The 24,281-nt window shown below is 71.5% G+C and carries 21 protein-coding genes; 11 read left to right on the top strand and 10 right to left on the bottom strand.

What is annotated here, in order from left to right:
• Positions 1-39: 39 nt before the first annotated feature.
• The 8 genes from ACO0M4_RS21740 to ACO0M4_RS21705 form a co-directional block, all read right to left on the bottom strand.
• Positions 40-1,521, bottom strand: coding sequence for an aldehyde dehydrogenase family protein (locus ACO0M4_RS21740; protein ID WP_430372505.1), 1,482 nt, complete (start codon positions 1,519-1,521; stop codon positions 40-42).
• Positions 1,518-3,257, bottom strand: a complete 1,740-nt coding sequence (locus ACO0M4_RS21735) for an N-acyl-D-amino-acid deacylase family protein (RefSeq protein ID WP_430372503.1) — start codon at positions 3,255-3,257, stop codon at positions 1,518-1,520. Before ACO0M4_RS21735 ends, ACO0M4_RS21740 begins: the two co-directional genes overlap by 4 nt.
• 184 nt (positions 3,258-3,441) lie before the next feature.
• Complete coding sequence (locus ACO0M4_RS21730) at positions 3,442-4,575, bottom strand: LLM class flavin-dependent oxidoreductase (RefSeq protein ID WP_430372501.1); 1,134 nt, start codon at positions 4,573-4,575, stop codon at positions 3,442-3,444.
• Positions 4,576-4,758: 183 nt separating this feature from the next.
• Positions 4,759-5,544 carry an SDR family NAD(P)-dependent oxidoreductase gene (locus tag ACO0M4_RS21725; RefSeq protein ID WP_430372500.1) on the bottom strand — a complete coding sequence of 262 codons (786 nt, stop codon included), beginning with the start codon at positions 5,542-5,544 and terminating at the stop codon, positions 4,759-4,761.
• A 51-nt stretch (positions 5,545-5,595) separates the two neighbouring features.
• On the bottom strand, positions 5,596-6,546 hold the full coding sequence (locus tag ACO0M4_RS21720) for a TIGR03619 family F420-dependent LLM class oxidoreductase (protein WP_430372498.1): 951 nt from the start codon (positions 6,544-6,546) through the stop codon (positions 5,596-5,598).
• A 258-nt stretch (positions 6,547-6,804) separates the two neighbouring features.
• The gene (locus tag ACO0M4_RS21715) at positions 6,805-7,095 is read right to left on the bottom strand and encodes a hypothetical protein (protein ID WP_430373885.1); all 291 of its coding nucleotides are present in this window, start codon (positions 7,093-7,095) and stop codon (positions 6,805-6,807) included.
• A gap of 234 nt (positions 7,096-7,329) precedes the next feature.
• Complete coding sequence (locus ACO0M4_RS21710; RefSeq protein ID WP_430372496.1) at positions 7,330-8,583, bottom strand: helix-turn-helix domain-containing protein; 1,254 nt, start codon at positions 8,581-8,583, stop codon at positions 7,330-7,332.
• A gap of 106 nt (positions 8,584-8,689) precedes the next feature.
• Positions 8,690-9,316, bottom strand: coding sequence for a DUF5753 domain-containing protein (locus ACO0M4_RS21705; RefSeq protein ID WP_430372495.1), 627 nt, complete (start codon positions 9,314-9,316; stop codon positions 8,690-8,692).
• 169 nt (positions 9,317-9,485) lie between these two features.
• On the opposite strand from ACO0M4_RS21705, the gene ACO0M4_RS21700 reads away from it, so the two are divergent.
• From ACO0M4_RS21700 to ACO0M4_RS21685, 4 genes are all read left to right on the top strand, one after another.
• Positions 9,486-9,710 carry a hypothetical protein gene (locus ACO0M4_RS21700; protein ID WP_430372493.1) on the top strand — a complete coding sequence of 75 codons (225 nt, stop codon included), beginning with the start codon at positions 9,486-9,488 and terminating at the stop codon, positions 9,708-9,710.
• 43 nt (positions 9,711-9,753) lie between these two features.
• Positions 9,754-10,215, top strand: a complete 462-nt coding sequence (locus tag ACO0M4_RS21695) for a DUF6879 family protein (RefSeq protein WP_430373883.1) — start codon at positions 9,754-9,756, stop codon at positions 10,213-10,215.
• Between the two features lie 24 nt (positions 10,216-10,239).
• Positions 10,240-11,094, top strand: a complete 855-nt coding sequence (locus ACO0M4_RS21690; RefSeq protein ID WP_430372492.1) for a helix-turn-helix domain-containing protein — start codon at positions 10,240-10,242, stop codon at positions 11,092-11,094.
• 245 nt (positions 11,095-11,339) lie between these two features.
• The gene (locus tag ACO0M4_RS21685) at positions 11,340-11,528 is read left to right on the top strand and encodes a hypothetical protein (protein ID WP_430372490.1); all 189 of its coding nucleotides are present in this window, start codon (positions 11,340-11,342) and stop codon (positions 11,526-11,528) included.
• A 147-nt stretch (positions 11,529-11,675) separates the two neighbouring features.
• On the opposite strand, the gene ACO0M4_RS21680 is transcribed toward ACO0M4_RS21685, so the two are convergent.
• Positions 11,676-13,016, bottom strand: coding sequence for an amidohydrolase family protein (locus ACO0M4_RS21680; protein WP_430372488.1), 1,341 nt, complete (start codon positions 13,014-13,016; stop codon positions 11,676-11,678).
• Positions 13,017-13,630: 614 nt separating this feature from the next.
• Here ACO0M4_RS21680 and ACO0M4_RS21675 point away from each other — a divergent pair.
• The 6 genes from ACO0M4_RS21675 to ACO0M4_RS21650 all read left to right on the top strand — a co-directional run bounded on the left by ACO0M4_RS21675 (position 13,631) and on the right by ACO0M4_RS21650 (position 21,074).
• Positions 13,631-16,567: a BTAD domain-containing putative transcriptional regulator gene (locus ACO0M4_RS21675; protein WP_430372487.1), complete on the top strand. Its 2,937-nt coding sequence runs from the start codon at positions 13,631-13,633 to the stop codon at positions 16,565-16,567.
• Between the two features lie 229 nt (positions 16,568-16,796).
• Positions 16,797-16,982, top strand: a complete 186-nt coding sequence (locus tag ACO0M4_RS21670) for a hypothetical protein (RefSeq protein ID WP_430372486.1) — start codon at positions 16,797-16,799, stop codon at positions 16,980-16,982.
• A 248-nt stretch (positions 16,983-17,230) separates the two neighbouring features.
• On the top strand, positions 17,231-17,407 hold the full coding sequence (locus tag ACO0M4_RS21665; protein WP_430372484.1) for a hypothetical protein: 177 nt from the start codon (positions 17,231-17,233) through the stop codon (positions 17,405-17,407).
• A 316-nt stretch (positions 17,408-17,723) separates the two neighbouring features.
• Positions 17,724-19,328 (top strand): class I adenylate-forming enzyme family protein, encoded by a 1,605-nt coding sequence (locus ACO0M4_RS21660; protein ID WP_430372483.1) that lies wholly within the window; start codon positions 17,724-17,726, stop codon positions 19,326-19,328.
• A 76-nt stretch (positions 19,329-19,404) separates the two neighbouring features.
• Complete coding sequence (locus ACO0M4_RS21655; RefSeq protein WP_430372481.1) at positions 19,405-20,013, top strand: TIGR03086 family metal-binding protein; 609 nt, start codon at positions 19,405-19,407, stop codon at positions 20,011-20,013.
• A gap of 125 nt (positions 20,014-20,138) precedes the next feature.
• A complete protein-coding gene (locus ACO0M4_RS21650; RefSeq protein WP_430372480.1) occupies positions 20,139-21,074 on the top strand; it encodes a TIGR03619 family F420-dependent LLM class oxidoreductase in 936 nt (311 codons plus the stop codon).
• A gap of 36 nt (positions 21,075-21,110) precedes the next feature.
• Here ACO0M4_RS21650 and ACO0M4_RS21645 read toward each other — a convergent pair whose 3' ends face one another.
• Positions 21,111-22,757, bottom strand: coding sequence for a FadD3 family acyl-CoA ligase (locus tag ACO0M4_RS21645; RefSeq protein WP_430372479.1), 1,647 nt, complete (start codon positions 22,755-22,757; stop codon positions 21,111-21,113).
• Positions 22,758-23,027: 270 nt separating this feature from the next.
• On the opposite strand from ACO0M4_RS21645, the gene ACO0M4_RS21640 reads away from it, so the two are divergent.
• Entirely contained in the window at positions 23,028-24,194 is a 1,167-nt protein-coding gene (locus ACO0M4_RS21640; protein WP_430372478.1) for an RNA-guided endonuclease InsQ/TnpB family protein, read from the top strand.
• The last annotated feature ends 87 nt before the right edge of the window (positions 24,195-24,281 follow it).

The raw sequence follows: 24,281 nt of genomic DNA, 5'->3' as shown, positions 1-24,281 counted from the left end.
TCCGGTCACCCACACGCCGCCCGTGCGACCGCCCGCTCCTCACCCCGGCCAGACGATCGCCTGGACCTCGCTGTACGCGTGCAGCGCGTACGAACCGACGTCGCGCCCCACCCCGCTGCGCTTGAAGCCGCCGAACGGCGCCTCCATGTTCCGCCCGACCGTGTTGATGCCGACCCCGCCGGCCCGCAGCCGCCCCGCCACCCGGAAGGCCCGGGCCACCTCGCCGGACCAGACGTAGTCCAGCAGCCCGTAGTCGCTGTCGTTGGCCAGCTCGATGCCCTCCTCCTCGTCGTCGAACGGGACCACCGTCACCACCGGCCCGAAGATCTCCTCGCGGACCGCCCGCATCGCGGGGGTGCAGTCCGCGAAGAGCGTCGGCGCCACGTAGAAGCCGCGCGCCGGCGCCGGACGCTCGCCGCCGGTGACCAGGCGGGCGCCCTCCTTCACCGCCAGTGCGGTGTACGCCTCGATGCGGTCCCGGTGCGCGGCCGAGATCACCGGGCCGACCACCGTGCCCGGCTCCCGCGGATCGCCGACGGTCAGGTGCTCCGCGTACCGCGCCAACCCCGCCACCAGCCGCTCGTAGATCCCGCGCTGGGCCAGCACCCGGGTCGGCGCGGTGCAGATCTGGCCGCTGTAGAAGGAGAAGGTGGTGCCGATCCCGGACACCGCCGAGGCCAGGTCGGCGTCGTCGAAGACCAGCGCCGCGCCCTTGCCGCCGAGCTCCATCAGTTGCCGCTTCATCCCGCGGCCGCACTCCTCGGCGATCCGTTGCCCCACCGCGGTGGAGCCGGTGAAGCTGACCATGTCCACGCCGGCGGCCGCCACCGCCGCCTCGCCGACCTCCGGCCGCGCCCCGCTGACGACGTTGACCACCCCCGGCGGAACGCCGGCCTCCGACAGCGCCTCGGCCATCCGGTACACCGACAGCGGGTCCTGCGGGGCCGGCTTGACCACCACCGTGTTGCCCATCGCCAGTGCCGGCGCGACCTTCCCCGCCGGGTTGGCCCACGGGTTGTTGTAGGAGGTGATGCAGGTGACCACGCCCACCGGGCGACGCACCGCGACCGCCCCGAAGACGCCCCCGCCGCCCATCGGCCCGGCCGCGTTGATCTGCGGCGGTAGGGCGGTCTCCACCGGCTCCAGGGCCCCGCGGGCGTACCGCTCGAACCGGGCCGCGGACACCCCGACCTGGAGGGCCCGCGCCGTCCCGGTCGTCGCGCCGCTCTCCGCCTGCGCCAGCTCCGCGTAGCCGGCGGCCTCCCGGCGGATCACCCGCGCCGCCCGGTCCAGGACGGCCGCCCGCTCCTCGGGGGCGGTCCGCGACCAGCCGTCGAAGGCGTCCCGGGCCGCGTCAACGGCGGCCGCCACCTGCGCCCGGCCGGCTTCCGGGGCCGCCCCGACGGCCTCCTCGGTCGCCGGGTTGATCACGTCGTAGTGGCCGCCCTCGGGCACCACCCACTCCCCGCCGATGAACAGCCGCTGCCCGTCCGCGCCGGCCGCGCGCCCGCCCGTGCTCACCTGGTGCTCACCGTCCTCGTGTCCCGCCCGGACCGCAGTACGGTCCCGGGCACCGCGCCGGTCACCGTGTCGTCCCGGATCGTCTCCACCCCGTTGACCCGCACACTGACCACGCCGATCGCCCGGGAGTCCAGCCGCGGGCTGTCCCCCGGCAGGTCGTGCACGAGCGTCGCGGCCCCGGCGTCGATCCGCTCGGGGTCGAAGAGCACCAGATCGGCGTGGTAGCCCTCGGTGATCCGGCCCCGTTCGCGCAGCCCGAACAGCTGCGCCGGGTCGTCGGTCAGCATCCGCACCGCCTGCTCCAGCCCGACCAGCTTCCGCCCGCGCAGGCAGTCGCCGAGGAAGCGGGTGGTGTACGGGGCGCCGCACATCCGGTCCAGGTGGGCGCCGGCGTCCGAGCCGCCCAGCAGGACGTCCTCGTGCTGCCAGGTCTGCTGCCGCAGCGCCCAGCTGTCCGGGTCGTTGTCGGTCGGCATCGGCCAGAGCACCGTGCGCAGTGCGTCGTTGGCGCAGATCTCGACCAGGCAGTGGAAGGGGTCCTGTCCGCGTTCGGCGGCGATGTCGCGCACCACCCGCCCGGACAGTCCCGCGTTGGCCGGCGTGTAGGTGTCCCCGATCACGTACCGCGCGAAGTCGGTCAGTCGCCGGAACACCCCGGCTTCCTTGCTGTGTGCCCGGCGCAGCATCTCGGCCCGGACGTCGGCGTCGCGCAGCCGGGCGATCCGCTCGGGCACCGGGAGGCCAAGGACGTCGCCCCAGCCCGGGATGAGGTTGAGGGCGCAGAAGGTGCCCAGTGACATGTTCATCGGGGTGAGGATCGGCATGGTCAGGGCCACGATCCGGCCGCCGGCCTTGCGGGCCCGTTCGCTGGCGACGAGTTGCCGGGGCACCCGTTCGGGGACCGCGGCGTCGATGGTCAGCACGTTCCAGTTCAGCGGGCGTCCGGCCGCAGCCGACATCTCCACCAGCAGATCGATCTCGTCGTCGTCGAACCGGTCCAGGCAGCCGGCGACGATCGCCTCCAGTTGCGTGCCCTCGTGCTCGCCCACCGCCCGGGACAGCGCGAGCAGTTCGCCGGGGCGGGCGTGCCGGGAGGCGACGGGTTTGCCGTCGCCGTCGGAGTGGGTGGACGACTGGGTGGTGGACAGCCCCCACGCGCCGGCGGCCATCGCGTCGTGGAAGAGCCGGATCATCGCGTCGAGTTGGGCGGTGGTGGGCTGTCCGCCGATCGCGTCCGGGCCCATCACGTGGCGTCGTAGCGCGCAGTGCCCCACCATGAAGCCGGCGTTGACCGCGATCCGCCCCTCCAGCGCGTCGAGGTACTCGCCGAACGTGTGCCAGTCCCAGGGTGCGCCCTCTTCCAACGCGACCAGCGACATCCCCTCGACCTTGCTCATCATCCGCCGGGTGTAGTCGGCGTCTTCAGGCCGGTCGGGGTGGAGCGGGGCGAGGGTGAAGCCGCAGTTGCCGCCGGCGACGGTGGTCACGCCGTGGTTGAGGGACGGGGTGGCGTACGGGTCCCAGAACAGTTGGGCGTCGTAGTGCGTGTGCGGGTCGATGAACCCGGGGGCGAGGACCAGTCCCCGCGCGTCCTCGCTCGTCCGGGCCTCCTCGGCGACGGTGCCGGGCTCGGCGATCACGGCGATCCGCCCGTCCCGGATGCCGACGTCGGCGGCGAAGGCCGGCGCGCCCGTGCCGTCCACGACGGTCGCGGCCTGGATGAGGTGGTCGAGCATGGCGTGCGTCCTTTCTCGGATGCGGGGCGCGTGCGGGGCGCGTGTGGGGCGGGCGGGGTGCCGCGCGGCTGCGGGTCGGCCCGGGCGTGGGGGCACGGCGGAACCAGCGGGACCGCCGCGCTACGGCCGGGGCCCGGGCCCGCCCGGTTCAGCCGGCCGTCCGCGCTCAGCCGGCCGTCGCGGTTCAGCCGGCCGTCCCCGCGGCCCGCCGGAAGCGGGTGGTCCGGTGCACCGGATCGGTGTCGATCTTCGGGATGACGTGCTCGCCGATCAGCTTGATGGTGTTCATGGTGTCCTCGGCGGACACCCCGATCGGCAGCCCGAAGGAGAGCTGGTCGGCGCCGGCCTGCTCCCAGCGCTTGCACTGCCGCAGCACCTCGTCGGGGTCGCCGCAAATCATCAGCTCCTCGGCGATCAGCAGCTCGATGATCTCCTCGGTGTAGTCCGGGAGCAGTTCGGGCCACTCCGGGATGCCCTCCGGCCGCGGGAAGGTGTCGTGGTAGCGGAAGAGCAGCGACTGGAGGTAGTTGAGCCCGCCGCCGACCGCGATCTGCACGGCCTTCTCGTGCGTCTCCGCGCAGATGGCGGTCGACGTCACCATCACGTTGTCGTTGACGAAGTCCCCGACCGGCTCGGCGTCCTTGACCGCGTTCTTGTACGAGTCGACGACCCACTCCATGTCGGCGACCTTCTGCACGCTGAAGCCGAGGACGCCCAGCCCCTTCTTCCCGGCCATCGCGTACGAGGACGGCGATCCGGCGGCGTACCACATCGCCGGGTGCGAGGCCCCGTACGGCTTGGGCAGGATCTTGCGGGGTGGAAGTTGCCAGTGTTTGCCGTGGAACCCCTGGTACTCGTCCTGGAGCCACATCTTGGGGAATTCCGCGATGGTCTCTTCCCAGATCTCCTTGGTGTGGTTCATGTCGGTGATGCCCGGCAGGAACCCCAGGATCTCGTGGCTGCCGGCGCCCCGTCCGGAGCCGAACTCGAACCGCCCGGCGGACAGGTGGTCGAGCATGGCGACCTTCTCGGCGACCTTCACCGGGTGGTTGACCGGGGCGAGCGGGTTGAAGATGCCGGAGCCCAGGTGGATCCGGTCGGTCGCGTGCGCGAGGTAGCCGAGGTAGACGTCGTTGGCGGAGAGGTGGGAGTACTCCTCCAGGAAGTGGTGCTCGGAGGCCCAGGCGTACTTGAAGCCGGACTTGTCCGCCTGGATGACGTACTCGGTCTCCTCCATCAGTGCGTGGTGCTCGGCCTCCGGGTCGGCCTGCGCTCGTGCGGCGGGCACGTAGCCCTGCACAAAGAGCCCGAATTCCAAGGGGTTCACCGTCCCTTACCCGCTGCTGCGGCTATTTCTGACGTACCGTCAGATTGGATGCCACCGACTGTTCCAGCGGCACCCGAACCCGTCAATACCCGCAACCACGCGAACCTGACGGTGCATCAGCTACGGGTCGGCGGGCACCGGCCCGGCGGGTCGACGGGCACCGGCCCGGCGCCCTCAGAACGGGCTGACCCCGGCCAGCCACCCCCCGTCGATCACGAACGGCTGCCCGGTGATGTACGACGAGTCCTCCCCCGACAGGAACAGCGCCAGCCGGGCCACCTCCTCCGGCCGCCCGATCCGCCCCAGCGGCACCAGCTTCCGGTACAGCTCGTCCACGGCCCGCGCGCTCTCCACCGGATCCGCCGACGGATCCAGCGCCGCCGGGTTCGTCATCGGCGTGTCCACCGCTCCCGGGCACACCGCGTTCACCCGTATCCCCTGCGCCGCCAGCTCCAGCGCGGCGACCCGGGTCAACCCCACCACCGCGTGCTTGGTGGCGGCATACGCCCCGACGAACGCCATCCCGGTCAGCCCCGCGTACGAGGCGGTGTTGACGATCGTCCCGCCGCCGGCCGCCGCGATCCGCGGCGCCACCGCCCGCATCCCCAGAAAGCAGCCCGTCTGGTTGACCGACACCACCTGCTGGAACTCCTCCAGCGGGGTGTCCACCAGGGCGTTGAACCGCAGGATCCCGGCGTTGTTCACCAGCCCGTCGATCTTCCCGAACGCCTCCCCGGCGGCCTCGACCAGCGCCGCCCAGTCCCCCTCCACCGCCACGTCCAGATGCACGAACCGAGCCCGCTCCTCGCCCAGTTCCGCGGCCAGCGCCTTCCCCGGTTCGTCCAGCACGTCGCCGAGCACCACCCGCGCCCCCTCCGCCACGAAGAGCCGCGCCTCCTGCTCCCCCTGCCCGCGCGCCGCCCCGGTGATGACGATGACCCTGCCGTCGAGCTTGCCCATGCCTGCGCTCCTGTGGTGTGCGTACGGATGACGGTCCCTGCGTGCGCGCGCTCAGTCGTTCAGCAACGGCCCGACCTCGGCCCCGAAGGCCGCTATCTGATCGACCAGTTCCGCCCGCTCCCGGCTGCGGAACCGCACCTGGACCTGCTGCACCCCCATCGCCCCGTACTCCCGCAGCGAGGCGGCGATCCGCTCCGGCGCCCCGACGAGCGTCCGCCGCCCGACGTCCCACCCGGGCTCCCCCACGTACACCGGCTCGACGATCGCCCCGATCTCGATCGGCTCCCCGATCCCCGCCTCCTCCCGCAGCCGCCGCGCCGTGGCGATCTGCCGCGGCAACTGCTCCCTCCGGTCCCCCTGCGGCAGCCACCCGTCCCCCTTCACCGCGGCCCGCCGCACCGCCGCCGGGGACGAGCCCCCCACCCACACCGGCGGGCGCGGCGTCTGCACCGGCCGCGGCGCCTGCCCCAACCCCCCGAACGCGAACCGCTCCCCCTTGAACTCCGGGAACTCCTCCTCCCCCAACGCCACCTTCAACGCATCGATCGCCTCGTCCAGCAGCGCGCCGCGCCGCGCGAAGTCCACCCCGACCGCCTCGAACTCCTCCCGCACGTGCCCGGCCCCGACCCCGAGGACCAACCGCCCACCCGACAGCCGGTCCAACGTCGCGTACTGCTTGGCGCTCAGCAGCGGGTGCTTCAACCCCACCACCGCCACATGACTCAGCAGCCGCACGCGTTCCGTGACGGCCGCCAGATAGGAGAGCGTGGCCACCGGGTCGTACCAGACCGTCCCCATCGGCCCCGCCAGTCGCCGCGGAATCGCCACGTGCTCACAGCACGCGACGTAGGCGAACCCGGCCCGGTCCGCCGCCCGCGCCACCGCCACCAGATCCGCCGGCCCGGCCGCCGCCTCCCACCCCTCCGCGAAGAGCGTGCTCTGCGCCTGCACGGGAAGCTGCATCCCATACACCAGCCGCCCTTGCGGCAGCACTTGCACCATGACTGCACCCCTTGTCCGTCCCTGCGCCACGCCGCCGCGTGCCGCGCGAAGTGCGGACATGGTGATACCTGACGGCCCATCAGACAAGGGCGCGGACACCACGGCGGCCCCGCCCTCCCCGATCCCCGGGGCGGACGGGGCCCACCTCCCTCACCGCGCCGCACCCGGCACGGCACCCTTCAGGGGACCGCCCGGGACGCTCCCCGCAGGACGGACCTGGCCGCGGGCCACACCCGCCGGCCCCGGTCGGGGGAGCTCCTAGCCGGGGGTATCCCCCGGCTCACCCAGTCGAGCACCGCGACTGACCGCCACCCGACGGACGTCCCGCAACGCCCGCGCCAAATGCCCTGCCAAGAACCGGAGTTCCCGCTCCGACACCTTCGACTCGCCGAGCATCCCCTCCGCATGGGCGACCAACTCATCAGCCATATCGAGCTGAACGGCCTCCACCCGATCCGCCATCCGGGAGACGAACCCCTCCCCGTCCCCCAGGACGAAGCAGGTCTTCCCCTCCGGTGACACCCACGGCAGCAGTCGGGCCTCCCCCATCTCGCTCACCGCCCGGCCACCTCCACCCGGCGCCGACCCGAGGCGGGCCCTAACAACCGCAACAGCGGCTCGAAGATACGGGCGATACAGTGCGGCATGTCGACCTGCTTCCGTCAGGTTGGCCACGCCCCCGGGCCGTTCGCAGCGGTCGCGGGGGTCTCCGGTGATCACTTACGGAACGACCGTATGGCGCCTGCGGCCGGCGAGGGGGCACAGTTTGTGCCCCCACCACCTTCACGCGGCCAATGCGCCGATCTTCACCGCGAGTTCGCTTGCCCTGCGCCGCTGGGCCGGGCTCTTGGACTCGGACTCCTCCAGGAGGATGCGGCGGGCGTAGCCGTTGTAGCGGATGGTCTCCGGGGCAGCCTCGTACGCCTTGCGCAGAGTGGCCAGTGCCGCTTCCGGCTGGCCGTCGAGCTGGTAGCCGCGGGCCTCCTCGATGCGGTGCCGAGCCCGGCGCGGGCGGGACGGCAGGGCGGCAGTGACGTCTGCGGCCGTTGCCTGCCGGACGCTCTCTGGGCCCGAGTGCAGCTCGACCGCGATGGTTACGGCGTGTGCGCCCATAACCGCGCGGGAGAAGGAAGTCACGGGGTGGTAGTAGCCGCCAGACAGCCGTTCGGCCACAGTACGGGCGGTGTCCCAGTAACGCCAGGCCGTGCCCGTGTCACCGCGGCGGGCGGCGGTATATCCGGCCTCGAACCGCAGCGCGCCCGTAATGGCGAGCACGTCCGCCCCCGCATCCGGCAAGAGCGGCTCCAGGTAACGCAGCGTCGCCAGGTTCACCGCATCCGCCGCATCGAAGTGGGCGTGCCCGCTGTCCCGGTGTGCCTGGGTCGCCAGCCAGGCGGCAACGCCGATGGCGTGCGGATCCTCGGACTCCTGCGCGGCGACCATGCCGCGCTCCACCGCCCGCCACAGCAACGCCGGATCCGGCTGGTACGCGAGGAAAAACTGGCTCAGGCCGTACACCTCGGCGAGCAGTCCCTGCGCCGTGCGGCGCTCGCGGCCCGAGTCGGCTTGGAGGACAGCGAGCTGCGCGTCCTGGATGAGCTCCGGGAGGAGGGCCCCGATGACATCGCGGTGGTTCGGCGCAGAGTGCCGGGCCTGCCAGGCCCGCACCAGTCGCGCCCGCAGGTGCCTGGCGCTCGGCGCAGGGTGCCGCGAGACCAGAGGGAAGGCGTCGATGGCCGCCCGCACCTGGGGCAACCGCGGATGGCCAGGGCCGGTGAACATAGCGACGGACATGGACTGATCGCCTGTGAGATCGGCGAGGTCCCCGACGCGCAGGACCTCGGCGATCCGCAGGATCACCGGGAGCTTGGGCATCTGGAGGCGCCCGCACTCCACCTGTTTGACCCAACTCGGCGACTTTCCCAACAGTCCGGCGAGCACGGTCCGGCTCATCCCGCGTCGGGTCCGGAGGATCTGCATGCGCTGACCGAAGACAACAGGTTCGACCACCGGGTCGGGCGTAGCATCAGATGTCACGACCTTGCCCCTTTCTGGACAGCTCGTCACTGCCAGCGTAGGGCTCAAGACCGTCCGCATCACTTCCGCGCGCAGACTGCGCGCAGTGACCGACATTGACGCTTCGTCAGTTCCGTACGTCGGGGCCCTCAAGTGCCGCCAGCTCAAGACGAATCAGCGCCTTGGCCGCGTCACCATAGACAGCCGACCGCGCCAGGAGACTGAACGCCTTCTCATAGACACTGATCTGCTCCGGATCGGTATGTGTCGGAGCTCCCCCGTACAGCTCGATCTCCACGCGCTTCCCGTCGGAGATCCCGAACGAGTGGCCGGGATAGAGGTACTGCTCCGCCCGGTCCGGAACGATGCCTAGCCGCAAGCCAGGGAGTTCGTACGACGCCAGGAGCCTGGCGAGCTGCCCTCGCATGACGTCGCGCCCCCCGATGTTCGCGCGCAGGGCCTCTTGGGCGAGGACCACGTGGTACATGCGCCCTTCCTCGCCGATAAGCCGGGCGCGCTCAATCCGCCCCTGAACACCAGCTTCAAGGTCATCGGGCGTTCGATGGAAGTCAATGACCAGGCGCAGCATCGCGCGCACGTAGTCGGGAGTTTGGAGATGCCCCCAGATGACGTTCGCGCAATATTGCTTGGTGTCCTTCGTACTGCGCGCCAGGTCGAGGAATTCCTGTTGCGTTGGCCCCACACCTTGGCGAAGGAGGGCATCCCATCCACTGAACTCGTAGTCCGTACTCACGTTCCACCCTTCCTCGAAGCTTGCAGGCACGAGCCAACCGTAGGCGGGAGAAGTGGTCGACCACGAGCGCCCTAGGCTCGTGCAAGTTCATGCACGTCGTATGTGCTGAAGCGGGGGTTGGGTGCAAGCTTCCTCGCAGAGACAGCGTTAGCCACCCGAGGAGGCCACTGTGTCGCTGCACATGTTGGGCAAAGACCCCCAGTCCAAAGAAGGTAAGTCCGCGACCGTCTACTACGACGACGTCAGGGACCGGTACCTGGTCCAGGGCCTGAAGGTGCTGGACGACGAGCGGCTGTCGCAGATGGACCTCCCGGACCATGAGACCGTCGTTGAAATCCCCAAGTACATGGTCGAGTTCTTCCCGGAGGTGAACAGTGGCGGAACCGTCGTTTGAGGACCTGTTCCGACAGGCCAAGCGCTCCGCCGTGCATCTGGAGATGAGGGACGGCTATATGCGGTCGGACTCGGAATTCGTCTCCTGGTCGCGGGACCCCGGCACCGTTCTGCCTGTGTGCGATCCGGAGTCGCGGTCCTGGCTGTCGCTGATGAAGGAGATCACCGGCCGCGGCGTCGCGGTCCGCCGGGCGCGGATCTTTTCCGAGCCGATGAGCGACTACCTCCGCTTCGAGCACTATCTGACGCCCCGCAACGTCGAGGCCGGCGAACAGGTCCGTTGGCTGCCACGCCGCAAGGCTTCGGACCTCGCGCTCCCCGGCAACGACTTCTGGCTGTTCGACGACAGTCTCGTTCTCTTCCTGCATTTCACCGGCGAGGGCGAACTGTCCCCGGACGGCGACGAAGAGCGCACGACCGAGCCGTCAGTGGTGCGCCTCTGCGCCACGGCCTTCGAAGCCGTGTGGGAGCGGGCGATCGCCCACGAGGAGTACAGGCCGGTTTGATCCACTGACAAGGCTGCACACCCCGTGTCCCGTCCGTCGCCGCCATCCAGCATCCAGCAGGCCCGTGAGGCACTGGGAAAGCGCCTGCGCGAGATCCGCCAGGACGCCGGCCTGACTGCTCGTGCTGTGGCGGCGGCGGCTGGGTGGCACGAGTCCAAGAGCTCCAGGCTCGAGAACGGCAAAACGACGCCGTCAGATGAAGACATTCGCCTGTGGACCCATGTCTGCCACGCAGAAGGCAAGGCAGCGGATCTCATCGCGACGGCACGCGGTATCGACGGCATGTACGTCGAATGGCGTCGACTGGAACGTGCTGGGCTCAAGCACGTACAAGACTCCGTACTCCCGCTGTACGGGCGAACCCGCTGGTTCCGCTTCTACCAATCCCAGGTCGTGCCGGGCTTGCTGCAAACACGGGAGTACACCCAGGCAATCCTCAGAACAGTTGTCGCCCTCCGGGATGTTCCCGGCGACATCGAGGAAGCGGTTGCGGCCCGCATGAGCCGTCAGCGCATTCTCCACAGCGGTGGACGCCGTTTCGCCTTCCTCGTGGAGGAGTGGGTGCTCCGGTCGGTCATCGGCAATCCGAGCACCATGGCGAACCAGCTCGGACACCTGATTGGCATGACTGCCGCGCCCTCTTTGAGCTTGGGCGTGATCCCCATGGGGGTCATACGCGGCCACGCCTGGCCGTGCGAATCCTTCTCCCTGTACGACGGCAAAGAGGCTGCCTCCGAGCTGGTATCCGCCAGCCTCACCATCACGCAACCAAGCGAGGTGGCCGAGTACGCCAAGACGTTCGCCGAGCTCGCGAGTATCGCTGTCTACGGCGCAGCGGCCAGGAAGCTCATCACGTCGGCACTCGATGCCCTCGGATGAAGGCACGCAAGTTCGTAGAAGTCCGTTGAGCGCGGGCTTCCGCTCTCCTTACCGTCGGAACGCCAAGCCGTTCCCCGCGTAGCGATCCGCGGCACGGACGGCCGACGTATGCCCCGCCCCGGCCGCGGAAACCTGGACAGTCGAGCGGCCGGAGCGGGTGACCCAGCCGCAGGAACCCTGCGGGTCCACGGGCCGTGCCTCGACGGTACGGCGGCACGGCCCTTCGGAAAAGAGGAGGTTGGTAGATGAGCGTCGCAGCCGTCGAGACGTACGAGACGCGCACGCCCGACGCCGAAGGCTGGCGCGGCATCCCGTTCCGGCACCCCCGGGACGTGCAGCTCGTCGCCCAGGACGACGGCGGGAAGCACGACGGGGGGCCGATGCCCCCGGAGGCACCGCGTGACCCGCAGCCGCAGGGCGGCGACGGCAAGTAGCTCCCCATCAGCCGGCCGCTCGGCTGAACGGGCCGAACCGGTCGAGCCGGTCCCGTCCGTGCGTCCACCCGTGGCGGGCGGACGGGACCCGCCCCCACGCACCGCCCACCCCCGGCACGGCCCGCCGCAAGCCGTCCGCGCGGCCGGTCAGGCCCCGCCCGCCGACGGCCCCCAAAGCCCCTCCCCAGTCAGCCCCAGCAGTTCGATCGCGTTGCCGCGGACGATCCGTTCGATGACGTCGGGGGCGAGGTGGGACATCTGGGTCTCGGCGACTTGCCGTGACTTCGGCCAAGTGGAGTCCGAGTGCGGGTAGTCCGTCTCGTAGAGGACGTTGCCGACGCCGATGGCGTCGAGGTTCTTCAGGCCGAACGCGTCGTCGAAGAAGCATCCGTAGACGTGGGCGGCGAAGAGTTCGGACGGGGGGCGGTGGACCTTGTCGGCGACGCCGCCCCAGGCGCGGTTCTCCTCCCAGACCACGTCCGCGCGCTCCAGGATGTACGGGATCCACCCGATCTGCCCCTCGGCGTACATGATCTTGAGGTTCGGGAAGCGGTCGAACTTGCCGCTCATCAGCCAGTCGGTCATCGAGAAGCAGCAGTTGGCGAAGGTGATCGTGGAGCCGACGGCGGGCGGGGCGTCGGCCGACGTGGACGGCATCTTCGACGACGAGCCGATGTGCATGGCGACGACCGTCCCGGTCTCGTCGCAGGCGCGCAGGAACGGGTCCCAGTAGTCGGTGTGGATGCTGGGCAGCCCCAGGTGGGGCGGGATCTCGCTGAAGCAGACGGCGCGGACGCCGCGGGCCGCGTTCCGGCGGACCTCCTCGGCGGCCAGGTCCGCGTCCCAGAGGGGGACGAGGGCCAGCGGGATCAGCCGGCCGCCGGCCTGCGGGCCGCACCACTCCTCCACCATCCAGTCGTTGTACGCGCGCACCCCGAGCAGCCCCAGTGCGCGGTCCTTGGCCTCGGTGAAGGTCTGGCCGCAAAAGCGCGGGAAGGTGGGGAAGCAGAGGGCGGACTGGACGTGGTTGACGTCCATGTCGACCAGGCGTTCGGGGACCGAGTACGAGCCGGGGCGCATCTGTTCGTAGGTGATGCCCTCCAGCTTGATCTCGTCGCGGGAGTAGCCGACGGCGGTATCCAGGCGGGTCAGCGGGCGGTGCAGGTCCTCGTAGATCCACCAGTCGGCTATCGGGCCGTCGTCGCCGGGGGCGCCCATCTTCGGGGCGAACTTACCGCCGACGAAGGACATGTCCTTAACGGGGGCGCGGACGATGCGCGGGCCGGTGTCGTGGTACTTCGACGGAAGCCGGTCCCGCCAGACGTCGGGGGGCTCCACGGTGTGGTCGTCGACCGAGATGATCCGGGGGAAGGGCTCGTTGGGTTCCGCGGATCCCGCGGACCGCGTGGCTTCCGTGGATTCTGCGGCTTCCGTGGATTCCGTGGATTCCGTGGATTCGGTGGATTCCTTGAGCTGCTGGGTCTCCATGGGCGTTACGGTAGCGCTGATCTGACGGTCCGTCAGTAATGTGGACGGAGTCGACAGGGCTGACGCCGGAGGGCGGGTCCGTACGACCGGACCCGCGCCCGTACCCCGCGACAAAAGCCGGCGGAAGGACAGCCGAACGGCAGCGGAACGGTGGCCGAAGGGAGAACCGGCCCGCCCCCATAGGGCGTGTAGGCAGGCAGGTCGGGCGGCCGGTACCGGGCCACCGGCAGAAACAAACCAGCCAGTCGGGGATGGCGTCCGGCGCCCCGGGTAGAGGGGCCGGGGCGTCCGACCGGTATACGGGGAGGGCGGCCGGCACACGGGCCAGTAAGGGGGCGAGCGGGTGGTGGCGGGCCCGGAACACCGCGTTCAGCAGGGCAAACGCGCCGGGAGGACGCCGAGTCGGGATCGGCGGAGGAGAACGGAAGGTTCCCCTCCGCTTCACCGGCGGAGCGCCGCTTCGCCCCATCCGCACCGCACGGGGAGGCTTTGTGCACGCTCCGGACCCCTACTGACGTAAGGGGCCGTGACAAGGCAGACTGACCGTTGCGCACAAGGTAAAGGCGCGGCCGGCCAGGACAGCGCGGACGGACGGGACAAGGCAGGGGGACACCATGGACGACGGTCCGGGACAGGTGCGGGAGCGGCTCCGCTTCACCGTGCTCGGTCCCGTGCGGGCCTGGCGCGGTGAGACGCCGCTGGCGGCGGGTTCTCCGCAGCAGCGTGCTCTGCTCGCCGCGCTGCTGCTGCGCGGCGGGCGGACCGCGACCGCGCCCGAGCTCGTCGACGCCCTGTGGGGCGACGAACCGCCGCACGCCGCACTGGCCGCCCTGCGGACGTACGCCTCCCGGCTCCGCAAGGCCCTCGGCGACGACGCCGAGGCGCTGGTCAGCGAGTCCGGCGGCTACGCCCTGAGGTCCGTGGACGGCCTCCCCCTGGACCTCGACCACGACACCGCCGAGCAGTACGCCGCCGAGGCCGAGAAGGCCAAGGCCGCCGGCGACCGCGGCCGGGCCCGCGAACTCCTCGACGCCGCACTGGACCTGTGGGACGGCGAACCGCTCGCCCGGGTGCCCGGCCCGTACGCCGAGAACCAGCGGACCCGCCTCCAGGAATGGCAGCTGTCGCTGACCGAGACCCGCCTCGACCTGCGCCTGGAGGCCGGCTGCCACGCCGAGGCGGTCTCCGAACTCACCGCCCTGACCGCCGCGCACCCACTGCGCGAGCGGCTCCGGGAACTGCTGATGCTGGCCCTCTACCGCAGCGGCCGCCAGGCCGAGGCGCTCGCGGTGTACGCCGACACCCGCCGGCTGCTCGCCGACGAGCTGGGCGTGGACCCGTGCGCCTCGCTCTCCGAACTCCACCAGCGGATCCTGCGGGCCGACGCCGAACTGGAAGCCCCGGCCGTCACCGACCCCGGCTCACCCGAGGCCACCTTCGTCCGGCCCCGCCAACTCCCCGCCACGGTGGCCGACTTCACCGGTCGCGCCGCCTTCGTCACCGAACTCAGCGACCAGCTGGCGACGGCCGAGGGCAGCGTCATGGCGGTCTCCGCGGTCGCCGGCATCGGCGGCGTCGGGAAGACCACCCTGGCGGTGCACGTGGCGCACACCGCGCGAGAGCACTTCCCCGATGGCCAGCTCTACGTCGACCTCCAGGGGGCGGGACACAACCCGGTCGAACCGGAGGCGGTGCTCGGCGCCTTCCTGCGCGCCCTGGGGACGCCGGACTCCGCCATTCCGGACGGGCTGGAGGAGCGGGCCGCCTTCTTCCGCTCCACTCTCGCCGGGCGCCGCGTACTGGCACTCCTGGACAACGCCCGCGACGCGGCGCAGGTCCGGCCGCTGCTCCCGGGGACCGAGGGCTGCGCCGCACTGGTCACCAGCCGCTCCCGGATGATCGACCTGGCCGGCGCGCACCTGATCGACCTCGACGTGATGAGCCCGGAGGAGGCCCTGCGGCTCTTCACCCGCATCGTCGGCGAGGAACGGGTCACCTCCGAACGGCAGGCCGCCATGGCGGTCGTCGGCGCCTGCGGCTTCCTGCCGCTGGCCATCCGCATCGCCGCGTCCCGGCTGGCCGCCCGCCGGACCTGGACGGTCTCCACGCTCGCCAGCAAGCTCGCCGACGAACGCCGCCGACTGGACGAACTCCGCGCCGGCGACCTGGCCGTGAAGGCCACCTTCGAACTGGGCTACAAGCAACTGGAGCCCGCCCAGGCCCGCGCCTTCCGCCTCATGGGCCTGGCCGACGGCCCGGACATCTCCCTGGCGGCCGCGGCGGCCCTCCTTGCCCTAGACCTCGACGACGCCGAGGACCTGGTCGAATCCCTCGTCGACGCCTCCCTGTTGGAGTCCGCCGCACCCGGCCGCTACCGCTTCCACGACCTGGTCCGCCTGTACGCGCGGTCCTGCGCGGAACGCGACGAGCACCCGCCGTCCGAGCGGGGCGCGGCACTCTCCCGGCTGCTGGACTTCTACCTGGCCACCGCGGCCCACATGTACGCCCTGGAGCGTCCCGGGGACCGACTGGTGGACCACATGGAGCGCCCCGACTACCCGGGCCTGGCCTTCGCGGACCGGCCCGCGGCGCTGCGGTGGCTGTTCGGGGAGGCCCGCTGCCTCCTGGCCTGCGCCCAGCAGTCCACCGCCGCGGGTACGTTGCGCCGCGCCGTGGACCTGCTGCTGCTCACGCTGGACCTGGCCGAATCGAGCGCGGACTCGCACCAGTACGAGCAGGCCAACGTGGCGCTGTTGGCCGCCGCCCAGGAACTCGGCGACCAGCGTGCCGAGGCCCGCCTGCACACCTCGCTCACCAACGTCCGCACCCTGGCGGGCCGCCTGGACGAAGCCGACGTGCACGCCCAGTCGGCCATGCTGCTGGGCCTGGCCACCGGGGACCCGTTCTCGTCGTCGAACGCGCCCAACGACCGGGGCATCATCGCCATCGTGCAGCAGCGCTACGCCGACGCCGAGCCCTACCTCAGCCAGGCACGCACCGCCTTCCGCGACGACCACAACCCGCAGTCCGAGGCCAGTGCGCTGTGCAACCTCGCCCGCGTGCACCTGGAGACGGAGCGGTTGGACAGCGCCATAGAGCTTGCGGAAGAAGGCATCGCCATCTACCGGGAGCTCGGTGCCACCCGCCGGCTGGCCAACGGGATGTACACCCTCGGCCTCGCCTTCAAGCGCGCGGGCCGGCTGGGCGACGCCACCGCGCAACTCGGCGGGGCGCTGGCCATCTTCCAGGACAACCGCCAGCGGTTCTGGGAGGGCATGACCTTCTTCCGGCTGGGTGAGGTCAACCTGGAGAACAGCCACCCGGCCCAGGCCGCCAACCACGCCGAACAGGCCCTCGCGGCGCTGCGCGGGGTCGGCGGGGAGTGGTGGCGGGCCAACGCCCTGACGCTGCTCGGTCGCGCGCTGAACGCCATAGGGCACACCGGCCGGGCCCGGGTCTGTTGGCAAGAGGCGTTGCCCGTCTACGAGAAGCTGGGCTCGCCGGAGGGCCGTGAGGTGCAATCCCTGCTCACGCTGCCCGCCATCGTCTGACCTCGGCCCGCCCGTTCCCGCACGGCGCAGCAGGTGAGCGCGGCGTTTATCGATCGTTCATCGCGGCGGGCCATTCTCTCTCATGTCGATCCGCCGCCTCGGGGGGCAAGCGGCTCGGCTGCCAGGCCCCATCGTTAAGGTGAGCGGCCATGGAACGCCCGTCCGGCGGCCAACGGGGGAGTCGCCGGCCGGGCCTTCCGAAAGCGCCCACATACAGGAGTTGATTGTTGTGACGAACGAGCAGGCACCGGCACACAACGAGCGCGACATCATCAAGCCGATGGACAAGCACGCGCCGATCGCCACGCCCGGCCTCGGCAAGAAGGCGCCCGTCAAGCCCGTGAACGCCGAGGCGTCGCCGTCCGGCACCGTCACCGCCCAGGACAAGCACGCCCCGCTGGGCGAGCCGCGCTAAGCCAGTCCGCATCGGGGGAATCTCAGGAAATTCCGGGGGGGGATTTTCCAGGGATTTCGGGGGACGGCAGGGGTCGGTACCGATGGCATGGAGGGGAGCCATCGGTACCGGCCCCTGTCGCTTGTCCGCACACGGCCGCGCATTCGGCCGTACTCCATCACTTTCCGGCCACGCCACCGAACATCTGTCCAGTCGTGGTTAGCCTCGCTTGGCAAGTGGCCATCCCATCTTCAAAAAAGGAGACCAGAGTGACCCGCACCTTTCACGCTGTAGCCCTTGCCACCGTCACCGTCGCGCTGCTCGGCACCGCCACCGCGCCGGCGCTGGCCGACGCGCCACACACCCGGCCCACCCTCGTGCAGCCCTTCGACCGCCACGCGCCCATCACCAGCGCCGTCACCCCGCAGGACCGCCATACGCCCTGATCCGGGCACCCGGGACCGCAGGCCGGCCGCCCGGCCGCCCGACGCTCCCCGAGCACACCTCTTGTTCACCGCTCACCCGTCGTCCCCTTTCCCTGTATCCCCACCCGTTTCTCCGCTCTTTGTTCCCTCTGTTTCTCCGTCCTTGTCGACGGCTTGTTCACACCGCCTCGGCGGGGCCGTGCGGTCGCATGGCCCCGCCGACGTCGTTCTCCGCCCCCGCATGCATCTGATGTTCCGTCAGATTGCGGTACAGTCGCGCGACTTGGATCTGGTACGCCGGCGGCGCAGCCCGCCCGTCCACCCCAGGAGGCGCGCCGTGTTCGAACCCGCCCGTATACGCACGCTGTGGGAGCTGGTCGAGTACCGGGCGCGGGCCTCCGGGGACGCGCCGATGTTCTTCGACGGGGACGGCGGGCGGACCGTGACCTTCGGCGAGGTCCGTCAGGCGGCGCTGCGCGCGGCGGCCGGGTTCCGGGAGCTGGGGATCGGGGCCGGCACGCGGGTGATGTGGCAGCTGCCGACCCGCATCGACACGGTGGTTGCGTCGCTCGCACTGGCCCGGCTCGGGGCCGTGCAGACTCCGGTGCTCCATCTGCACCGGGCGCGCGAGGTCGGTTTCATCCTGGCCGAGTCGGCGGCGGAGTTCGCCCTGGTGCCCGGGGTGTGGCGGGGTTTCGACTATCCGGCGATGGTGCGCGGCGCGGCCGGGGAGCGCGCCGGGGTGCGGGTGGTGTCGGTGGCGGACGGGCTGCCCGACGGGGATCCGGGCGCGTTGCCGGAGCCCCCGGCAGGAGGGGACGACCACACGCGCTGGATCTACTACACCTCCGGAACGACCTCCGCGCCCAAGGGAGTCGAGCACACCGACGCCTCACTCATCGCCGGCGGTGCGGGGCTGGCCACCGCGCTGGGGATGTCGGCCGACGACATCGGCTCGATCGCGTTCCCGTACGCGCACATCGCCGGGCCGGACTACGTCATCGCCATGCTCGTCAGTGGGTTTCCGGCGGTGGTGCTGGAGACGTTCGACGCGGCGCGGGCGGCCGAGGTCTACCGGCGCCACGGGGTGACCATGGCGGGCGGCAGCACCGCGTTCTACCAGGCGTTCCACGAGGCGTCGCGGCACCGCCGGGCGGCCGCGCCGGACGCCGGCCGCCTGATCCCCTCGCTGCGACTGCTGTCCGGCGGCGGGGCGCCGCTGCCGGCCGAGCTGTACCGGGCGGCGGGGCGGGAGTTGGGCTGCGCGATCGTGCACGGGTACGGGATGACGGAGTGCCCGATGATCGCGATGGGGACGCCGTACGACAGCGACGAGCAACTGGCGCACACCGTCGGCAGGCCGGTGGCGGGCGCCCGGGTGCGGATCGTCCGGCCCGATGGGAGCGCGGCCGCGCCCGGCGAGACGGGTGAGGTGACGGTCACCGGGCCGATGGTCTTCCGGCGGTACACCGATCCCGCGCTGACGGCCGAGGCATTCGCGGCGGACGGCTCCTTCCGCACCGGCGACCTGGGGCATCTGCGCACCGACGGCCACCTGGTGCTCACCGGGCGGCTCAAGGACATCATCATCCGCAAGGGCGAGAACATCTCCGCGCAGGAGATCGAGGACCTGGTGCACACCCACCCGGCGGTGGCGGAGGCGGCGGTGATCGGCCTGCCGGACCGGGAGCGGGGGGAGCGGGTCTGCGCGGTGGTCACGCTGGCCGGGGCGGGGGACGGCGGCGGTACGGGGACGCCCCGGCTCAGCCTGGCCGACCTCACCGCACATCTGCGGGCGGCCGGCCTGATGACGCAGAAGCTGCCGGAGCAGTTGGAGATCACCGATGCGCTGCCACGCGGCGGACCGCTGAACAAGGTGGTGAAGGCGGCGCTGCGGGAGCGCTACGGGAACGCTGCGGACAGCGGCCGGGCGCGCCGATGAGTTCGCGGAGGGCCGGGGGTCTTCACTGGTGAGACCGGCCGCGGTGGCCGTTCCCGTGCGGGAGAGGACCCGAATCATGACCGAGAAGGCAGCGCGGACCGCGGTGATCGACTTCGCGGCGCAGGCGCGGGAGGTGGCGCGGCTCGCCGCCGGCACCACCGAGGAGCAACTGGCGGCGCCCACCCCGTGCGCCGCATACGCCGTACGGCACCTGCTGGGCCATCTGGTCGGGCTGACCGCCGCGTTCCGGGACGCCGCGCGCAAGGACCTGGGGCCGACGACCAACACTCCCCCGGGCGCGGAACCGCCCGAGGTGACCCCCCAGTGGCGGGCGGAACTGACCCGGAACCTCGACGGGCTGGTGGCCGCCTGGCGCGCCCCGGCCGCCTGGGAGGGCGAGACGCAGGTGGGCGGGATCACCCTGCCCGGGGCCGCCGCGGGCCGCTTCGCACTGAACGAGTTGGTCGTGCACGGCTGGGACCTGGCGCGCGCCACCGGGCAGGAGTACGCGCCCGACGGAGCGAGCCTGCGGGCCGTGCTCACACTCCTCAAAACCGCGGCCGCCGACCAGGGGAACCCGTCGCCCTTCGGCCCGCCGGTCCCGGTGGCACAGGACGCGCCGCTGCTGGACCGGGTGGTGGCCCTCAGCGGACGGCGACCGGACTGGACCGCGCCGACCCGGTGACCTCCCGACGGCACCCCGTCGTACCCGCCGCCCCTCAGCCCGCTCCCCCTTGACCCTCACATCCGTGTGAGGCCCTAGAAAGGGGCCGTCCGACCGAGTCACCCGTTTCGGGAGCGGAGGCCCCCATGAACGATGCCGTCACCACCCCGCACCAGGCCACTGCGCAGCCAGCCGGCCCGGGCGCGGCCGGGCAGCCGGACCGGATGCGGCTGCACGTCGTCCTGCCGTCCGAGTCGGAGTCGATGGCCGCCGAGGAGGTGGTACGGCTGGCCCGGACGGCCGAGGAACTGGGGTACGCGGGGGTCTGGCTGCCGGACCACCTGCTGCCGCCGGGCCCGTACGGACGACCGCCGGAAGGCTACGGCGGGGTGTACGAGGCGCTGACCACGCTCGGGTACCTGGCCGCGGCGACCGAACGGATCACGCTGGGGACCTCGGTGCTGATCGCCCCGCTGCGCGAACCGCTGCTGCTGGCCCGGCAGTCGGCGACGCTGGCCCGGCTGAGCGGCGGCCGGTTCGTGCTGGGCGTCGGCGTCGGGTGGCAGCGGTACGAGTTCGACGCGGCCGGGGTCGGCTTCGGCGAGCGCGGTGCGCGCACGGACCGGGCGCTGCGGCTGGTGCGGCACCTGCACACGGGGGCCGGCGGGCGGTACGACGACGGGCAGGTGGCGTTCGACGAGCGGGCGGTGTTCGCGCCGGTGCCGAAGGAGCCGGTGCCGTTCCTGATCGGCGGGAACTCGGACGCGGCGCTGCGGCGCGCGGCGGAGTTCGGCGGCCATTGGCAGGGGGTGGGGCTCACCCCGGGGCGGTTCGCGGAGCGGGCGGCGGAGGTGGCCCAGCGGGCCGCGGCGCGCGGGACCCGGGTGGCGGCCGGCACCCGGATCGGCTGGGACGGCCCGGACCGGACCCCGGCGGACGTGACGGCCGAGGTCGCCGCCTGGGAGCGGGCCGGCGCTGCCGACCTTGCGGTGTGGTTCGGGGCGGCGGGCCGCGGTTTCGCCGACCGGATGCGGGCCCTGGCGGAGGGGACCGGGGTGGCCGACGGCCGCATCGCGTGCTGACCGCCGGGTCGTTGCGCTCCGGTTTCCCGGGGGAACTCAGCCGGGCACGCCCCGGCCGGCGCCCGCCGCCCCGCCCCGCAGCAGCCCCTTGACCACCTTCCCGCTCGCATTGCGCGGGAGTGCGGCGACGAACTCCACCTCCCTGGGGACCTTGTAGTTCGCCATCTCGCGGCGGGACCAGGCGATCAGGTCGTCGGCGGTGAGGTGGGCCCCGGGGCGGCGGACCGCGTACGCCTTGCCGACCTCGCCGAGACGGCGGTCGGGGATGCCGATGACGGCGACGTCGGTGATGTCCGGGTGGCGGACGAGGAGTTGCTCTATCTCGGCGGGATAGGCGTTGAAGCCGCCGACGATGAACATGTCCTTGATGCGGTCGGTGATCCGGAGGTTGCCGGCCGGGTCGAGGACGCCGACGTCGCCGGTGCGCAGCCAGCCGTCGGGGGTGATCGCGGCGGCGGTGGCGGCCGGGTCCTCGAAGTAGCCGGACATGACGTGGTAGCCGCGGACCAGGATCTCGCCGGGTTCGCCGGGCGGCTGCGGGCGGCCGGTGGGGTCCACGACCCGGACCTCGGTGTCCGGTATGGCCCGGCCCGAGGTCGACGCGATCGCCTCGGGCGGGTCGCCGCGGCGGCACATGGTGACCACGCCGGTGCTCTCCGACAGGCCGTAGGCGGTCAGGACGGTGGCCACCTTCAGCTCGCCGCGCAACCGTTCCACCAGCTCCAACGGGACGACGGCGGCGCCGGTGACGACCAGGCGCAGCGCCGAGAGGTCGTGCAGGGCGCGGTCGGGGTGGTCCAGGAGCTGCTGGTGGAGGGTGGGCGGGCCGGGGAGGACGGAGATCTGCTCGGCGGCGATGTTGGCGAGCGCGGTCTGCACGCTGAAGACCGACTGCGGCACCATCGTGGCGCCGCGCAGCAGGCAGGCGATGATGCCGGCCTTGTAGCCGAAGGTGTGGAAGAAGGGGTTGACGATGAGGTAGCGGTCGCCCTCCTCCAGACCGGCCAGTGCGCTCCAGACGTCGTACGCGCGCAGGGTCTGGCCGTGGGTGATCACGGCGCCCTTGGGGTGGCCGGTGGTGCCGGAGGTGAAGATGATGTCCGAGGGGTCGTCGGGGCCGAGGGCGTCGGCCCGGGCGCGGACCGTGCCGGACGGCACCGCCGCGCCGGCGGCGAGGAAGTCGCGCCAGGTGGTGAAGTCGGCGGGGGCGTCGTCGGCGAGCACCACGACCCGCTCCAGGTGCGGCAGTCCGGGCAGCGGGCCGCGGCCGTCGCCCTGCTCGGCGGCGCGGCGCAGCGAGGCGACGTAGGACGTGCCGAGGAAGGTGCCGGTGACGAAGAGGAGCTTGGCGCGGGTGCGGCGCAGGATGCCGGCCGTCTCGGCGCCCTTGAAGCGGGTGTTGACCGGGACGAGGACCGCGCCGGAGGTCACCGCGCCGAGGGCGGAGACGATCCATTCGAGGGTGTTGGGTGCCCAGACCGCGACCCGGTCGCCGGGGGCGACACCGGCCGCGACGCAGGCCGCGGCGGCCCGCTCCACCCGCACGCCCAGCTCGGCGTAGGACACCCGGGTGCGGCCCTCGACGACGGCCTCGCGGGGGCCGTACCGCGCGGCCGCCGCACGCACCAGGTGGGCCAGCGAGCCGTACGCCATGTCCGCCCGCGCATCGAGCTGTTCGCCCATCGCACTGCCTCCCGCCGAAGAGCCTTCCCCGCGTGATGACTACCCGTCAGATTAGTGCCTTCCAGGAACCACACCCATGCCCGGGCGGGGCGAATCGCATTCTCAATGGGGCGGCGTTGAGCGCGGCCGTACCGCCACGCCTCCCGCGTTCGGACTGTTTCCGACGGCGGCGCCCCCGCGGGAGGTGGTGAATACGAGGCCAGCGAAAGTTCCCTGTGATTTCTCGGATTTGACCTCTGTGAGGCGATATCGGTTGCTACATTCGCACTCGTGAAGATCGTTGTGCCCGTGAAGCTGCTACCTTCGCCCGATGCGGCGCAGGCTTTGCGTGACGAGCTGGCTGGGTGTAATGCCGGGGCGAACTACGTCTCCGAAGTCGCCTTCGTCAACGGCACGATGCGTGAGTACGCACTGCGGAAGCTGGTCTACGCCGAGCTGCGCGAACGCGGCATCAAGTCGGCCGCCGCGCAGCAGCTCATCAGAAGGGTCGTAGACGCCTACGCGACACTGCGTGCCAACATCCGGGCCGGGAACCTCGGCAAGAAGGACTCCAAGGCCCGTGCCAAGGCTGAGTCCAAGCCAGTCGTTTTCCGCAAGGACGCGGCGCAGGCATACGACCACCGCAACATGGGCTGGGACATCGATGTCCAGACGGTGGCCATCACCACCATGTCCGGACGGCTGCGGGGCATACCGTTCGTCTGCTCCCCCCAGCAGTTGAAGACCCTAGCCCAGTACCGCAAGGGCGAAGCCGACCTGCTGTGCAAGGACGGCACCTGGTATCTGTACGCCACGTGCGACGTGCCCGAGGCCGACCAGTGCGAGCCGGCCGGGTTCATCGGCGTTGACCTGGGCATCGTCAACATCGCCACCGCCTCCAGCGGCTACCAGGCCGCCGGACGCAAGCTCAACCAGTATCGCAAGCGACAGCTCGGCCTCCGGAAGAAGCTCCAGAAGAAGGGAACCAAGTCCGCCAAGCGACTGCTGAAGAAGCAGCGTCGGAAGGAATCACGGCGGGCGAAGGACATCAACCACTGCATCTCCAAGGCCATCGTGACCGAGGCTGAACGCACCGCGCGCGGCATCTCCCTCGAAGAACTCAAGGGCATCCGCGAACGGGTACGGCTCCGAAAGCCCCAACGGGTCGCACTTCACTCCTGGGCCTTCGCCCAGCTCGGAGACTTCATCGCCTACAAGGCACGCCGGGCCGGTGTGCCGCTCGTGTACGTCGATCCGGCCTACTCCTCCAAGGAGTGTGCCGAGTGCGGACACATCGACAGGTTCAACCGTATTGATCAAGCTCGCTTCATCTGCCGGGGCTGCGGCGTCGTTGCGCACGCGGACCGGAACGCTTCCCGCGTCCTAGCCCGCAGGGGGCAGGCCGTGTGGGATGCGGGGCGGAAGTCACACGTCCCGGCCACCAGACCACAGGTCTGATGGCCAAGACGCGGAAGCCAACCCCACAGCCGGTGGGGCACTATCCGCAAGCTCGGGGCTTCAGTCCTGAGAAGGTGACCGGTAGCC

The sequence above is a fragment of the Streptomyces sp. RGM 3693 genome (genome assembly GCF_050471125.1).
In the GTDB taxonomy this organism is placed as follows: domain Bacteria; phylum Actinomycetota; class Actinomycetes; order Streptomycetales; family Streptomycetaceae; genus Streptomyces.
Note: the sequence above shows the minus strand (reverse complement) of the source record. Positions and strands in the feature narration are given on the sequence as shown.

What these genes read in the sequence shown, in the direction of transcription:
- ACO0M4_RS21735 (WP_430372503.1), bottom strand. Translation starts at nt 3,257, where the DNA reads ATGCTCGACCACCTCATCCAGGCCGCGACCGTCGTGGACGGCACGGGC.
- ACO0M4_RS21725 (WP_430372500.1), bottom strand. Translation starts at nt 5,544, where the DNA reads ATGGGCAAGCTCGACGGCAGGGTCATCGTCATCACCGGGGCGGCGCGC.
- ACO0M4_RS21720 (WP_430372498.1), bottom strand. Translation starts at nt 6,546, where the DNA reads ATGGTGCAAGTGCTGCCGCAAGGGCGGCTGGTGTATGGGATGCAGCTT.
- ACO0M4_RS21715 (WP_430373885.1), bottom strand. Translation starts at nt 7,095, where the DNA reads ATGGGGGAGGCCCGACTGCTGCCGTGGGTGTCACCGGAGGGGAAGACC.
- ACO0M4_RS21695 (WP_430373883.1), top strand. Translation starts at nt 9,754, where the DNA reads ATGAGGGACGGCTATATGCGGTCGGACTCGGAATTCGTCTCCTGGTCG.
- ACO0M4_RS21685 (WP_430372490.1), top strand. Translation starts at nt 11,340, where the DNA reads ATGAGCGTCGCAGCCGTCGAGACGTACGAGACGCGCACGCCCGACGCC.
- ACO0M4_RS21680 (WP_430372488.1), bottom strand. Translation starts at nt 13,016, where the DNA reads ATGGAGACCCAGCAGCTCAAGGAATCCACCGAATCCACGGAATCCACG.
- ACO0M4_RS21675 (WP_430372487.1), top strand. Translation starts at nt 13,631, where the DNA reads ATGGACGACGGTCCGGGACAGGTGCGGGAGCGGCTCCGCTTCACCGTG.
- ACO0M4_RS21655 (WP_430372481.1), top strand. Translation starts at nt 19,405, where the DNA reads ATGACCGAGAAGGCAGCGCGGACCGCGGTGATCGACTTCGCGGCGCAG.
- ACO0M4_RS21650 (WP_430372480.1), top strand. Translation starts at nt 20,139, where the DNA reads ATGAACGATGCCGTCACCACCCCGCACCAGGCCACTGCGCAGCCAGCC.
- ACO0M4_RS21645 (WP_430372479.1), bottom strand. Translation starts at nt 22,757, where the DNA reads ATGGGCGAACAGCTCGATGCGCGGGCGGACATGGCGTACGGCTCGCTG.